Genomic DNA, 15,478 nt, shown 5'->3' with positions numbered 1-15,478 from the left:
CAGTTAGTTCTTACCTTTTCGCCCCTCCTTTCTCTTTATGTTTACTTTTTGAAATTAAATTTCTTCTTTTTTGATGAATTCTGTACGAATCTCTTGTGGTGAAATGAGTCCTCTATGAACTGGGTATGGTCGTTCAAGTAGGTCAAGGAAGAGATGTTGACTTTCCGGTACACGCACATTTTCACTACACATATTGTAGTAGCGAAGAACATAGCCTTCTTCATTTTCAGCTACCTTAAAGGCTGTTGGACAGATTTGCGGTATGCTGAGAACAGAATGGCTCAAGAGGCTACCAGTCGCAGCCACGCTTCCTTCCTGTCTAGCAAGCTGAAGGCTGGTAAATGGTGTCTGCAAGGCTTTAGCACGACGATAGGCTGAAAAGCGTTCTTGGGCTTGGTGGCATTCAAGCGCAAACTCGACTTCAAACTCACGCAAGCATTGTGCTTCTGGTGTTGGGAAGTAACCCCAGTCACCTAGCTCACCTGATGCACGCAAAATAGTCACTGCAATGGTGTCGTCTCCAAGGATTTCGTATTCATTCAATCCCTTGTTGGATACAGTCACACCTTTTTCATCGTCATACAGACTAACAAAGGCTTGTTGGTGTTGAGGATTTTCAGGATTTTCCCATGAAGCAGCTGGTTTATTTGGTCGTGTCACCACCTCATAGATGCTTTCAGAATCATTGCTTGGACGCGTGTTATGAGTCTTGACCAAGAGACGGATACGATGGTCTTTGGCAGTGTTAGTAAAGCGAGTCTTGCAACGGATTTGTGGATTATCAACGAAGATAGTCATCTCAGTTTCAAGAGGAATGCTTGTCAATTCTTCTGAACGTCCAGCTTCACGCTTCATAAACTCGATGATACCTTTTTGTTCTTCTTCTAGCTTTTTATCTGCGCTGATAGGCACTGTCAATTCATGTTTGAGCAAAATCTTAGCGTAGCGAGCTGTGTTTTCCAAGACCTCGTAGCCCTTAAGCTCCGCATAGATTGGCTCTGTTCCTTTTGGTTGGAAATAGATATACTCGTTTCCGATGTCACCACGGTCTTCGAAGCGGATAAAATCTTCATAGGCTTCGTGAGTTGTCTTGTCATAGACTGTGATGTTGTCATCCACACTCACCGCTACAAATGGTGTATCAATCACTCCGTTTTGGTAAATACCGTCGCGGTGTTCTTGTGCTCCTTCCAGCAATTGGAAGGTTGTCCAAGAAAGCGGTACTAGGTGAACTGGAATGGTCACGCGCACTTGTCGAGCGATACGAGCTTGGCGGAACTTATCTTTTGGTAAATCGTACTCAAAATTAGCCCCAAGGTCTTCGATTTTAACCTCTACAGGACGACCATCCAAGTCCTCCACACGGTAACTTGGCAAGGTAAGAGCAGCCATCTTCTTGTAACCTTCTGTTGGGTGCAATTCCTTGAAATCACAAGTCGCCACATCAATCACTGTGCTGACCGTATCAACCTTATCATGCAAGCCTGTGTTAATAACAGTAAAGAGATAATCGCTTTGAGCCTTAGCTGTAGCGATTTTACCCTTCCATTCGTTAAGAAGATTGCTCTTAACAAAGTTTCCGACTTGATTGACCTTGGCAAAACGGGTTTCCATCTCACGGTGAACTTCGTCTACACTACAGCCACAGATGCTGTCATGTGGCGCATTCTGCAAAAGAACTTTCCAAGCATAGGTTAATTGATCTTTGTGGTTATGTCCACCAGTGATAATGGTCAAAGGTTCTACAACTTGCTCGAGGAGGTTACTACTTTCTTGGAAGGCTTGTTTGAGATAAATACGAGATGAAGAAGTGTTGGCAAGTGTGTACCAGCCGTCTGTTTCCTGACTGGTCAACTCACCTGTAACCGTTGATAATTGCTCTGGTAGAGCACTTTCCACGGCTTGGACATATTCATCAAAAGAACTGTGAACAAAGGTCACATCTGGGAAGAGTTCATTTGCCACACGAATGGCTTCGCTCAGATTTTTCTGTACAGGCTGGTGGTCACAGCCGTTCATCATCAACCATTGGTTGGTCGAAGCGTAATCACGCACATCTGACAATTTTTGTTTCCAGAAGGTCAAGGCCTCGTCTTTATCAACTGGAATTTCATTCCCATTACTGTACCAGTTGGCAAAGAGGATACCGAGGACACGACTTCCGTCCGCACCCTGCCAGTACATTTCTGAAAACTGGGAAGTAAACTGCTCATCTTCGAGGACTTGGTTATCAAATCCAATCGGCTTCACACCACGACCAAAGGCTGCCACGTGAATACCTGATTTTTGAAGGATTTGAGGTGCTTGTCCCATATTTCCAAAAGTATCAGGGAAGTAACCAATTTGAGTAGATTTGCCCCATTTTGCAGTTTCTTGCTGACCAATAAGAGTATTGCGGACATTGGCTTCACTTGAAATCAAGTAATCATCCTGCAAAATGTAAAAGGGACCAATTTTAAGTTTGCCTTCGTTGATGTATCGTTGGACTTTGTCGCGATTTTCAGGGCGAATCTCCAAGTAGTCATCAAGGACAATGGTTTGACCATCCAAGTGGAAGCTCTTGAACTCAGGGTCATTTTCAAAGAGATCAAAGAGATTGTCAAATAATTCCACCAACTGCATACGGTGGCTTTCAAAAGGCAAGTACCACTCACGATCCCAGTGACTATGTGAGATAATATGTACGACAACATTTTCCATGAAGTAAAACCTCATTCTAAATTTAAATTTTTATTGTTAACGTTTTAAATATAAATTTGTGATTCTTTCCAAGAATCAGTTGCGCTAAAGCGTGTTCCTTAGCGGATATCCAAGTAATCCAAGACCAATTCACAAAACATCATGTTGGCCCAAGAGAACCATTCACGAGAATAAAGAGTTGGGTCATCTACGTGGAAGCTTTCATGCATAACACCTGTACCACCATCGCAAGCAACCAGCTGATCCAGCAAGAATTTCTTCTCTGCTTTATCTGTCGTTGTCAAACCTTGGATAGAAAGGGCAATTGGCCAGATATAGCGATAGAAGGTATGAGAACTTCCGAGACCGCTAGCGTATTCTCCTTGGTAGAAGTATGGATTTTCAGGGCTCAGAATGGTGCGACGAGTTGCTTGATAAACTTCATCATCGACCGAACAGTAACCCAGATAAGGTGCAGCCAGCAGACTTGGTACGTTTGGATCATCCATGATGCTAGCATTTCCTAGGCCATCCACTTCAAAGGCATAAATCTTTTCGCCCTTACTGTTGGTGGTGTAAGCATAGTTTTCAATTCCTTCTTGGATCTCATCCTGAAGACGCTTAGCGTCTGTGATAACACTCTCGCTATCAGCTAGATTCAATTCTGTAAAGATCTCTTGCACATAACCCAAGACTACTACAGCAAACATATTTGACGGAATCAAGTAACTATACTGACAGCAGTCATCACTCGGACGAAAGGCTGACCAAGTCATACCTGTCACTGCAAAATCAGGTCCAAAGCCATCATTTACCAAGGTGTCTTCCTTACGATCGGTATCACGAACAAAACGATAAGGAGAGTTCTTGTGGTCTTGTTCTACCTTCCACAGATGAAGAATTTCCTTTGTCGCTGCGACAAAAGTCTCATCAAACTGGCTAGTCTCGCCAGTCTCTTTCCAGAGGAGATAAGCCAACTGCAAAGGATAGCAAAGCGAGTCCACCTCATACTTGCGTTCCCAAATCCAGCCGTTAAGGTCTGTGTGGTCAGTCTCATGGTGACCCTTCCAGTTTTCCTCAATGTTGAAGGAGTTAGCATAGGGATCCTTAAGTACCAAGGCCATCTGACGTTTGACCAAACCTGCAATGGTCTGACGCAGGAGGGCATCTCTTTTAGCCACATGCAGGTAGGGTCTGAGTTGGGCTGTCGAATCCCGAAGCCACATAGCAGGAATATCTCCTGTGAGCACAAAGGTTGAACCATCTTCTAGGATTTCAACCGTATTGTCCAAGGTGTCGGTGTAGCAACGCTCGAAAACATCCACCCACTCTGGATGGTCCTTAGCCCGCTCTGCCACTTCATCTAGCCATTCTCTAACAATTTCTTTTGAATAAATCATCGTGCAGTATCCTCTTTCAAACAAGTTTCATTTTCAGTATATAGCTTTTGAGACAGAAAATACATACACAAATGATAGTCATTTTTCTACAAAATAGTTATCTTTAAAACTCCTTTTCTAAAGGCCTCATTTTTCTGATATAATGTAGAAAAACAGCTAAAGGAAATACTATGAAACCACTACTTGAAACCATCGATACCCGATTTGGAACTGCCAGCAAGCATGCCTTTTCTCGGGGAAATACCCTGCCATACACAGGCGTACCTTTTGGGATGAATTACTTTGTACCCCAGACCAGTGACCAGGAGGGCTCTTGGTTTTTCGATCCGCATCTGCCTATCTTTCAGGGGATTCGATTAACCCACCAGCCCAGCCCTTGGATTGGGGACTACTCTTGGCTCCTCCTGACACCTGTCACAGGCCAAATTAGTGGAGACAGTCTCTTTCACCGCCAGTCTTCCTATGATATGGATAAGGCCTCTTTCCAACCTCATTATCTGAAAATTTTCTCCCTGCGCTATCAGATTGAAAGCCAACTTACACCGACTTGCTACGGTGCTTCTATTCGTTTGGAGCAAAAGCAAGGCAAAGCCCTCTCCCTCTATCTCCACGCAACAGATGAATTAGCAGTAGAGCAAGTAGATAAGAGGAATCTTGCCCTACGACAAGAAGGAAAAACTGAGACCAACAAAAATCCACTGATACTGTTCACATCCCTGAAAATGAATACGGATATTCTTGCTGTCAATCAAGAAGACGGAGACTGGCGAATTGACTTAGCAGATAGCCATGCTGAAATTCAGCTAGCGACTTCTTTCATCTCTCCTTCTCAAGCTCTGCTTAATCTACCTCAAGAAGATTTTGAAGGCTGTAAAGCAAGTGCCCAAGCGGATTGGGAAAATCTCCTCCATCGTTTTGACATTATAGAGACAGGAGAAGCTAACCGAACCTTCTTTGACCACTGTCTCTACAGACTCTTCCTCTTTCCTCAGACTTTTTTTGAGGTTGATGAATCAGGGCAAGCCATCCACAAAGATTTGACTACTGGAACTGTAAAGCCCGGTGTCCTCTTTAGCAATAATGGTTTCTGGGATACCTTCCGCACCACATTCCCCCTCTTTGCCCTTATCATACCGGAACACTACCACCGCTTCTTAGAAGGATTTCTCAATAACTACCGCGATACTGGTTTCCTTCCAAAATGGCTGGCTCCAGATGAACGGGGTATGATGCCAGGTACACTTTTAGACGGTATTATCGCCGATAGCGCCTGCAAGGACATGGCCCCCGACCTAGAAGAAGAACTCCTCCAAGCCATGCTTGAAACAGCCAGCAAGTCCGACCCTCTCGGTATCAATGGTCGCCACGGACTAGCCCAATACCAAGAACTGGGCTACCTCTCTACCGACCACCACGAAAGCGTCAGCCACACGCTAGACTATGCCTATAGCGATTTTTGTATCGCTAGCTGTGCTGAAAAACTAGGGAAAATAGAAATCGCTGAAACCTACAAGGCCGCATCACAAAATTACCGCCATCTATTTGACGCTGAGATAGGTTACATGCGAGCGCGTGATAGTCAAGGCAACTTCCGGCCTGACTTCTCTCCTTATAGTTGGGGACGCGACTATGCCGAATGCTCTGCCATCCAAGCAACTTTAGGCATCCTCCACGACATCCCAGACTTAATCCAACTTATGGGTGGAAAAGAAACCTTTAGCAACTATCTTTTGAAAGTCTGTCAGGAGGCTCCCCTCTTTGAGACAACAGGCTATGGCTACGAGATTCACGAAATGAGCGAAATGGCTACTGCCCCTTTTGGGCAACTCGCCATTTCTAACCAACCTAGCTTCCACATTCCTTATCTCTTCCGTTACAGCAACTACCCTGACTACACTGCCCTTCTCATCAAGACTCTCCGTCAGAAGGCCTTTCACTCAAGTTGGGAAGCCTATCCTGGCGATGAAGACAATGGTAGTCTCTCGGCCTGGTACATCTGGTCAGCTCTCGGTTTTTATCCGACCTGTCCAGGCAAACCAAACTATGACCTCGGAATCCCTCTCTTTGACCATCTCCGAGTCTATCTTGCCAAAGAAGATAAATGGCTAGATATTCATGCTGAGCAAAACCACAGCCATTTTAACTTTGTAAAAGAATGCCGACTGGGTAAAACACTCGTATCAACTATTCAACACCAAAACCTCTTAAAAGCTGAACAACTAACCTTTACACTTAGCTGGTTACCAAGTCACTAGTTAGTAGACAAAAGAACCTTTGTATCGTGCAAAGGCTCTTTTATTTTATGAAACTTGTACTTGAAGCTGATCAACCAACTGTCCATCAACAGTCAGATTCAGATAGAAATCCAAGGTCTTATCAGCAGCAAAGTGCAGAGTTGGTAGACACAAATCTTTTTTGCTTTCCCCTGCTTGGAATTGAAGGACTTGAATCTCGTCCTGATAGGCGACACCATGGACACCTGTCCCTGGTTGAATCGAAATCTTAGCCTCTAAAGAGGAGCTACTTTCGCTACGTTCAATCCTAAAATGAAGAGTCTCTCCCTTTGTCACAGCTAGACTTTTTTCTGCAAATGCTAACCCCTGAACAGCTACTTTTTGTGATAAGCTAGGAGTTTTATAAAGTGAAATCTTAGTCAATACAGGCATAGATAGTGCCTCTGTAATCGTCACGCGCACCTTCTGTGCCTCTACTAGCGGACCTTGCAGGAGACGCTTATAACCAACTGTAAAGCCTGTACCAAATTCTTGCCAGACGCCATCCACCTCTACTTGCACATGAAAAGCAGCGATTCGTTGCCCTAGCTTCAAATCTTCTCTTAACTCAATTACATCAAAAGTTTTAGGTGACCCTAACTCAAGTTCTAACTGGATTGGCAAGCCTACGTCGCTTGCCCAAGAGCTGGTCTTAAGGCCATCTGTCAAGTGGTGACAGGCAAAGTCTGCGGAAAGAGCAGGACCAGATACCTTAGCTCCCAGAGCCAAATCTTCTTTATAGAGCTCATTGCGATAGGCCGCAAATTCATAGAGGCGTTCAATATCCTTTGCATCAAAGAGCCCATCTTGATCCGGCGGAATATTGAGCAAAAGTGGAGTTCCCCGACCCACCGAGTGAAAGTAGATTTCCACCAACTCCTCAAGAGACTTAGGATCCTGGTCCTCATGGTAAAACCAACCTGGCCGGATGGAAACATCTGCCTCTCCGATTGAAAAAATCGTACCTGAGGGATCTCCATGCTGAAGATAATCCAGCTCTGCTTCTGTTCCTAGTTTGTCAGAATTCACCTTTTGCCATAGAGGATCACCTGCATACCCTCGTTCATTGCCAATCCAGCGGATACTGGTGCCTTCTGTTGAAAAAATCAAGCAATCGCCCTGCAGTTCACGAATGGTTTCAAACCATTTTTCAAATTCATAATTGACCTTTTGAGCGCCCTCTCCTCTGGCACCATCCATCCAGACCTCAGCAAATTTCCCTCCATTGCCATAAGCGGGATTTGATAAGATTTCCTTCAACTGTGCCAGATAATAGGCATTATAGTCCGCTTCTCGCTCCACATGATAGAGAGGACTGTGAGCATCCCAAGGCGATAGGTAGACCCCCATATCCATATCAAACTCTGTGGCAGCTTGGGATACTTCAAGGAGCAAATCCCCCTCTCCATTCCTCCAAGGACTGGCCTTGACCGAATAATCTGTGTGAGCTGTCGGATAGAGGACAAAGCCATCGTGGTGTTTGACCACCAAAATCAACTTCTTAAAGCCCGTTTCCTTGAGTACGCGAACCCACTCACGCGCATCTAACTGTGTCGGGTTAAAGCATTCAGGATCCTCCTGACCTGTCCCCCATTCCTGGTCATAAAAGGTATTGGGCCCAAAATGGATAAAGGCTGCTAGTTCATCCTCTAAATACGCTAGCTGGGCCTGACTAGGCAAGGGGCCATGCGGTTTTATTTCTCTTACCATACTACTTCCTATCTACATTTTTCTTTACTTTTTTGTCATGTACTTGCAATTCTGTTAACGCTAGTGGATTTACTAAGTTTTCAAATCGAAGACGAAGGGCATAGGTTTCCACCTTGTCAAATTCAAAACGAAGGTCTTCATCCTTGTCGATTGAAACTTTTCGGATAGCTGATACAAGCCGCCAATTCTCCTCTTGCTTGAGCAGAGAATCCTTATCCAAATGATTTGGAGTCCGAGGTAAGCTAGGCTCATTCCCTACATAATAATCAATAAAGGTCGGCTCAACAGCCACATATTCTTGATTTTCAACATAATACAAGGTCACGTTATCCACAAATCGCGGTTTCAAAATCCCTGCATCTCCAAAAAGAATGCCGACGCTGGCTTGCTCTGACTTGGTAATCCAAGTATTGGCTGTCGATTTTTTCCGAGCAATGACCTTGTCATTGAGGTAAGAGGCTGGGTGATTTGGCTCTGAGTGAGAAGCAAAAATCAGAGGTAGGTTGGACCCTGTCCACTGATTGGAAATAACTTCTCCATCTACACTTGCATCTGTCACATGAATGGTGACTGTTGCTGGCAACTCACAGCCCGCTACCTTCCCTGTGAGCACACTTTCTCCTACCTGAGCATAGACTTGAGGTTCGAGTTCATCCCAAGTCACCTTGGCCGTATCTCGTCTACCATCTGATAAGACTAGCTTAACTCGGTCTGGTAAATGTGGGACTTCCTTGACAAGCGTCCAAACCCTTTCAGGCTCTATAGCGCAAATCCCTTGAACACAAACCTGAGCAGAAGTCTTTAAATCCAGCCCTTCCAGCTGACCAGATACCGTAAATTTATGAAAGCTTGCTATATCTTCTTTGGAGATTGCCTCCCAAACAACCTTTACTCGTTTTGCACTACCGGACTCATAGTCCACCAAGACTGAAGATGGAAGCTGTGGATAAGTACCTTTAGCTGTATACAAGCGAAGTGGTCGTACAGAAAGTGCCTGCCCTAGTGAGGTATTTTCTGCAATCTGCAAATGAGTTTGATAGGTCTTCCCTTGATACATGGCTCGGATAGCCAAGTCGCCTGCAGACAAGCAATGAAGCACCCCCTGCTTGATAATGGCGTGGGCACTGCCACTCGTCTCCCAAATCACTTCACTATTCCCCACCTTGTTCACAGGGTTATTCACAATTTGTGGATAAAGTCCAATGGCTGGAGAATCTCCTTCTTGTAAACCTGCCTGCTTGTCCACTCGAATCTCAAACAAGCGCTTATTTTTCACTGGCTGGCAATCCAAAGCCTCTCCCACTAAGATATCAAAACTTGCTGGCTCTAGCCCTCTGGCACTGGCCTTTACTCTTACTTGGCCTGCCTGCTCCAAGCTCTGAACCAAAAGTACACCTCTGCCATGGAAGGCTTTCCGCTTAAACCGACCATTTTTCTGAGCCTGATAACGTTCACGACTGGACTGCCTGCCATTATCAACACCCACAATGCGAGCAGGGCCCTCAATTTTAAAATGAAGCTGATTGGAAGCACTCGGCACCCAATTTCCATCCTTGTCCAATACATCAAAATAGAGATAGAGGAGGTCTTGCCCATCTGGTTCCAGTTTTGTTTTCTCGGCATGTAACCCGATTTTGGCTGGCTTACCTGCAGTCACCACCCTATCTTCTGCTACAATCTGACCTTGACGGTCATAGGCTACAGCATGCAATTCTCCTGGTTGATAAGCCAAGCGCCATTCGAGATAGAGTTGGTCAGAACCCTCTCCCTCTTGGTATTTTCGACCGTCTGAAGTCCATTTTTCCTGAAAAGTCTTCCTACCTTGAGATTTTCCATTGAGAAATAGCTCTACAAAACCAGCATTTGAATACACTCGAACAGGGATATCCCCATACTTATCCACAACTTGTTGATAACTCTTGTGGATTTCCCAATTCCAGTGGGGCAGGATATGAACCATAGGCTGCTGATCTAGTGCCAACCACTGACTTTGATAGAGATAATAATCATTTTTAGGAATCCCTGCCGTATCCACGATCCCAAAATAGGAACTCTTGACAGGTGTGTCATTTTGGTTGTGCCAAGGAGTCGGCTCACCGATATAGTCCACTCCTGTCCAGATAAACTGACCCGCATAGTCTAGCCGATTTCTATCTGCTATCCAAGAAGCCGTCGCCGTCTTCCCCCAAGGAACTCGATCATTGCCATAGTCTGACTGTTCAAAATTCCGCACGCGGCGATTATCCCCAACCCATTCCTTAGCTGGGCGAAAATAGCTATCACGCGTCCTTGTAGCCGATGAGGTTTCAGACCCATAAAGTCGCCAGTTGGGATGTCTTTTGCGAATCCCATCAATATTGTCTTCTGAGTAATTCAAGCCCACCACATCCAGCAAATTGGCTATCTTTTCATGACCTCCAGAACCATCGCCAAAGCGGAATTGATCCATTCCCATGGTCACAAAACGACTATCATCCACTTCCTTGACCCTTTCTAGCAAGCGTTTGATAGTCATCAATGAATGAGCATCGCCATTTGCTTCGCTGACTTCATTTCCCAAGGACCACATAAAAATCGCTGGATTGTTCTTACCACGTGCAATCATAGTGCGCAAATCATAATCTGACCAGAAATCGCCTGCTTTCGCTTCTGGATGAGTCGCTTCTTCCTCAAAAAAGCGACCATAATCATATTCTTTCTTGCCTCCATACCAGGTATCAAAGGCTTCTTCTTGAATAAGTAGCCCCATTTTAGCAGCCACATCCAGCAAAATACTACTGGCTGGATTATGGGTAATTCGAATTGCATTGACACCCATTTCCTTCATCTGGCGCAAGCGTCTCTCAGCAGCTGACCTGTTTTCCACAGCTCCCAGCGCTCCGTAGTCATGGTGCAAACAAACCCCATGGATCTTCAACCAGCGACCATTTAGAAAGAAGCCCTTATTCGCTTGCCAATCCATATAGCGGTAACCAAAGGTCTCCTCTTCTTCATCAACCAAAATGCCATTTTTGTATAGGCGAGTCTTCAATTGGTAAAGGTAAGGATGATCAATATCCCAAAGCAAAGGTTGGAAAATTGATATGACTTGTTGGAAAGAATATTTGTCCCCAGACTCAATCACTAGAGAGTCTGTCGCCTGCCAGTCTGACAGCTGTTGTCCATCATACCAGATACTCTGCTCCAAATACACCGACACGGACTGAGGTCCATCATTTGAAACCTTACTTGTAAGCTGAGTTTCCACCCATCCATCTCTTTGTTCCTTTAGCTTGGGACTTTCTATCTTAATCCCATACAAATCCAGATGAACTGCATCTGTAATCAACAATTTTACTTCCCGGTAAATACCGCTACCCGAATACCAACGACTGCTAGGTTGCTGATTTTCCACAAAAACCGCAAGCTGGTTGGCCGTCCCATCATTTCTTAGATAAGGCGTGATATCATAAGAAAAGGGTGTGTAGCCATTGGGATAATAACCCAGCACTTGCCCGTTGATATAGACTTGAGCATTCATGTAAACTCCATCAAACAACAAACGCACCGATACAAGACTGACATCTTCTTCCAAGTAAAACTGCGTCCGGTACCAGGCCTGACCCCCATTTAGCTGACCACCCTCATTTTGCGCGGGCGAATACTGGTCAAAATCATTGTAAATACTCCAGTCGTATGGCACTTGAATAGCCTGCCAATTTTCCCTCTGAAAATCCGATGCCAAGGCATCTTCTTTCCCCACCTCTTGACTAAAAAACCAGTGATTTCGTAAAACTTCTTCTCTTCTCATACAAGCATTCCTCTTTAAACAAGTCTATCAATTTGACTATATCACAAAACAAAAGCGCTTTCAATACTTCCTCCATAACTCCCTAAATCCTCAGAAAAGATTCTATAATTTGTGGAGGAGGATTTAATCCTCAAAGCTACAAGAGCTACGCAAAAAGAGCCTGTTGCCAAGCTCTTTGGTCTATTATTTCTTCTCAGCGCGGAGGGCTGACAAGATTTGTGTACGGATATCATCTACACCATTTGGAGTATTTGGTAAAAAGATCGTTTGATTTCCTTTAGAGGCAAAGGTATTCAAGGTATCCAAATACTGGTTGGTTAAAAGAATGGACATGATTTGCTCTTCTGTCATGCCAACATTGGCTTCCTTGAGTTCTGTGATAGACTCTGCCAATCCATCCACAATCGCCTTACGTTGTTGGGCAATCCCCACACCATGGAGGCGGTCTTTTTCTGCTTCGGCTTCAGCTGCAGTGACGATCTTAATCTTATCGGCTTCCGCCAATTCTTGCGCTGCGACCCGCTTACGTTGCGCCGCATTGATTTCATTCATGGATTGCTTAACTTCTGCATCTGGTTCGACCTTAGTAATCAAGGTTTTCACAATAATATAACCGTAAGTAGTCATTTCTTCTGCTACTTGGTGTTGAACTTCAAGGGCAATCTCATCTTTTTTCTCAAACAATTCATCCAAGGTTAATTTTGGAACAGAAGAGCGAAGAGCGTCTTCGATATAAGATTTAATCTGAGATTCTGGACGCATGAGTTTATAGTAGGCATCTGTCACGCTCTGCTCGTTGACACGGTACTGAGTCGCTACATTCATCATAACGAACACATTGTCCTTGGTCTTGGTCTCAACCACAATATCGCTTTGCAACAAGCGCAACTGAATCCGCGCTGCAATCGAGTCAATCCCAAAAGGTAAGCGAATATGAATACCGCTATTGGCAACCTTTTGGTATTTCCCAAAGCGTTCAATAATCGCCACCGACTGCTGACGAACCACATAAACTGTACTCAGTGTGACTATCACCAATAGGAGCACACAAACCACCACAAAAATCATCAAAAATGTTGCCATTATCGTGACCTCCATCATTATTTTTTTCTGTATTATAGCACATTTAAAGAAGGATGTGCAGTTTTTACTGCAATTTTTCCTGAAATGTCAATAATTAGAGGTGAATTGTCACATTGTCGTCAAATCTCTTGCTAAAACAACTCTTTATAAAAGGCAATCGTTTCTTCTAAGGTTGGCATGAATGGATTTCCTGGTGCGCAGGCATCAATCAAGGCATTCTTAGAAAGGTATTCAAAGTCGAAATCTTTTTCTTCAATACCAAGTTCAGTCAATTTCTTAGGAATGCCTACTATCTCAGAAAGCTTCTCAATCTCAGCAATTGCGTAATCGGCACACTCTTCATCTGATTTACCTTCTACATGAAGTCCCAAGGCCTTGGCAACATTACGGAAAGCTTCTGGTACACGTTTAGCATTTTCACGTTCTATAACTGGTAACAACATGGCACAGCAAACACCGTGTGGCAAATTATATACTGCGCCGAGCTGGTGAGCCATTGAGTGAACATAGCCCAGACCTGCATTGTTAAAACTCATACCACCAAGGAAGATGGCATTGACCATACCTTCACGCGCTTCAATATCGTGTCCATTTGCTACAGCGCGAGGAAGATATTCCTTGATAAGCTCAATTGCTCCGATAGATAATTTCTTGGTCACATCATAAGCACCAGGTGTTACCAAAGCTTCAACAGCATGGGTTAGAGCATCCATACCTGTAGCTGCAGTCAAAGCTTGAGGTTTTGAAATCATCAATTCAGGGTCATTAACAGAGATAAGAGCAAGGCTATTCTTGTCAACCATTACCATCTTAACCTTGCGTTCTTCATCGGTAATCACATAGTTAATGGTAATTTCTGCAGAAGTTCCTGCTGTTGTATTGATAGCCACAACTGGCAAGCCTTTTTTAGCAGACTTATGAAGCCCTTCATAATCCTGTGGTTTTCCACCATTTGTAGCCATGATAGAGATACAACTAGCTGCATCCTGTGGAGAACCCCCACCAAGACTGATGATAAAATCACATCCATGTTCTTCCAAAGCAGCTACCCCATCTGTGACATTCTTACAAGTAGGGTTTGGCTCTACATCGCTAAAGATGACATATTCGATTCCTTCTGTATCTAGCGGTTTTAAAACCTTAGGCAAAATGTCACTTCCTTCGATAAACTTATCTGTCACCAAAAGTGCCTTTTTATAGCCAAGTTCCTTGATATAAGGACCCACTTCATTTACAACACCTTTTCCAATAAGGTTGACTGCCGGAACATAAAATGTAGCCATATAATTTTCCTCCTGCGCCTTCGCGCTATATATTTAACATCATTATATTACTTTTTGTATTCGTTTTCAATCATTTGTGAAATATCTAACAAATATTTTTAAAAGGAGTGAAATTTGATTATTATTTATAAGATCCTTTTCCAATATGACACTCTGCTCCTTGAAACAAAATTGCATCTACCAAAGATAACAGCTATAGGCTATCCGCCGACACATGAAATGGGCTACACATCAGCCCCTATTTCAAAAAACCGACTAGCTCCTATGAACTAGTCGGTTTCTCATCAATGCGCCAACATTTCTTGGGCAATTTCTTGGCCAGATAGGTTATCTGGGTAGTAGGTTGGCCAGTTATCCATTTCTTCAAAGAGGGCTTCTTGGCTTGTGCCTCCAAAGAAGATATGGAAATGTTCTGCCTTAACTGGGGCGATATTATGGTCACTAAACTGAACATACTTGAATTGTCCAGCATCCGCATCTGTCGCTTCAAAGAGGAAGCGCACGCCACGATTTCCTTTCTTATAAGTCAAGATTTTCTTACCAACATACTTGTAGGTGAATTTCTTACTTTGTCCACCTTGAACAAATTCCATAGTGTTATCAGTGATATTAATCTTAGTCACATCTGTCTGATAGCCTTTTGTATAGTAGGCCTTGTACTCAGCCTGAGTCATCTTACCTGTCAACTTAGCCTTGTAATCAAACACTTGATCAAAAGTACCATCTTCAAGGAAAGGATAAACTGATTGCCAGTTACCTGCATAGTCACTCAAGGTGCGGTCTTTGACGTCTGCATCCTCGAAGTAACCATTTTGAACTGTCTTGGTATCCTCTGCCTTTTCAGGCTCAATTGCTGGGCCTTCTTCTCCATGGTCATGGTCTCCCTCTTCTTCCTCACCACCTGGCAAGAGCAACATATCACCTGTCGCCTTGATGGTTTTGACCTTTTTCTTATCCAAGGTATCTAGCAATTTAGGGACCCATGTTTCCATGTTTTCATTTTCATAAACGAAGGTATCTGCGTCTTGGATTTTAGCAACTGCCTTGGCAGACGGTTCATATTCATGGGGTTCTGTCCCAGCACCGATGAGGAGCTCTACATTAGCCGTATCTCCTGCGACTTGCTTGGTAAATTCATAGACAGGGTAAAAGGTTGTCACAATATTTAGTTTGCCATCTGCCTGCTTTTGATTAGAACAAGCTACTAAAAACAAGGCACATAGACTGGCGAGTAATAAGCTAATTTTTTTCATGTTCATC

8 protein-coding genes are annotated in these 15,478 nt (G+C 44.0%); 1 reads left to right on the top strand and 7 read right to left on the bottom strand.

Annotated elements, in window-relative coordinates; translation table 11 throughout:
• Positions 1-54: 54 nt before the first annotated feature.
• On the bottom strand, positions 55-2,700 hold the full coding sequence (locus tag N8O43_RS05565) for an alpha-mannosidase (protein WP_261089693.1): 2,646 nt from the start codon (positions 2,698-2,700) through the stop codon (positions 55-57).
• Between the two features lie 98 nt (positions 2,701-2,798).
• Entirely contained in the window at positions 2,799-4,079 is a 1,281-nt protein-coding gene (locus N8O43_RS05560; protein WP_261089692.1) for a glycoside hydrolase family 125 protein, read from the bottom strand.
• A 170-nt stretch (positions 4,080-4,249) separates the two neighbouring features.
• On the opposite strand from N8O43_RS05560, the gene N8O43_RS05555 reads away from it, so the two are divergent.
• Complete coding sequence (locus N8O43_RS05555) at positions 4,250-6,334, top strand: GH92 family glycosyl hydrolase (RefSeq protein ID WP_261089690.1); 2,085 nt, start codon at positions 4,250-4,252, stop codon at positions 6,332-6,334.
• A 45-nt stretch (positions 6,335-6,379) separates the two neighbouring features.
• Here N8O43_RS05555 and N8O43_RS05550 read toward each other — a convergent pair whose 3' ends face one another.
• The 5 genes from N8O43_RS05550 to N8O43_RS05530 form a co-directional block, all read right to left on the bottom strand.
• Positions 6,380-8,062 carry an alpha-L-fucosidase gene (locus N8O43_RS05550; protein WP_261089689.1) on the bottom strand — a complete coding sequence of 561 codons (1,683 nt, stop codon included), beginning with the start codon at positions 8,060-8,062 and terminating at the stop codon, positions 6,380-6,382.
• 1 nt (position 8,063) lies between these two features.
• Complete coding sequence (locus N8O43_RS05545; RefSeq protein ID WP_261089688.1) at positions 8,064-11,852, bottom strand: glycoside hydrolase family 2 TIM barrel-domain containing protein; 3,789 nt, start codon at positions 11,850-11,852, stop codon at positions 8,064-8,066.
• A gap of 183 nt (positions 11,853-12,035) precedes the next feature.
• Positions 12,036-12,920, bottom strand: a complete 885-nt coding sequence (locus N8O43_RS05540) for an SPFH domain-containing protein (RefSeq protein ID WP_004235732.1) — start codon at positions 12,918-12,920, stop codon at positions 12,036-12,038.
• Positions 12,921-13,066: 146 nt separating this feature from the next.
• Positions 13,067-14,218 carry an iron-containing alcohol dehydrogenase gene (locus N8O43_RS05535; protein WP_261089687.1) on the bottom strand — a complete coding sequence of 384 codons (1,152 nt, stop codon included), beginning with the start codon at positions 14,216-14,218 and terminating at the stop codon, positions 13,067-13,069.
• A 284-nt stretch (positions 14,219-14,502) separates the two neighbouring features.
• Positions 14,503-15,471: a metal ABC transporter solute-binding protein, Zn/Mn family gene (locus N8O43_RS05530; protein ID WP_261089686.1), complete on the bottom strand. Its 969-nt coding sequence runs from the start codon at positions 15,469-15,471 to the stop codon at positions 14,503-14,505.
• Positions 15,472-15,478 lie beyond the last annotated feature (7 nt).

This window comes from Streptococcus mitis (genome assembly GCF_946190335.1).
Classification (GTDB): Bacteria; Bacillota; Bacilli; order Lactobacillales; family Streptococcaceae; genus Streptococcus; species Streptococcus mitis_CH.
This window is presented reverse-complemented; position numbering and strand designations above follow the sequence as displayed.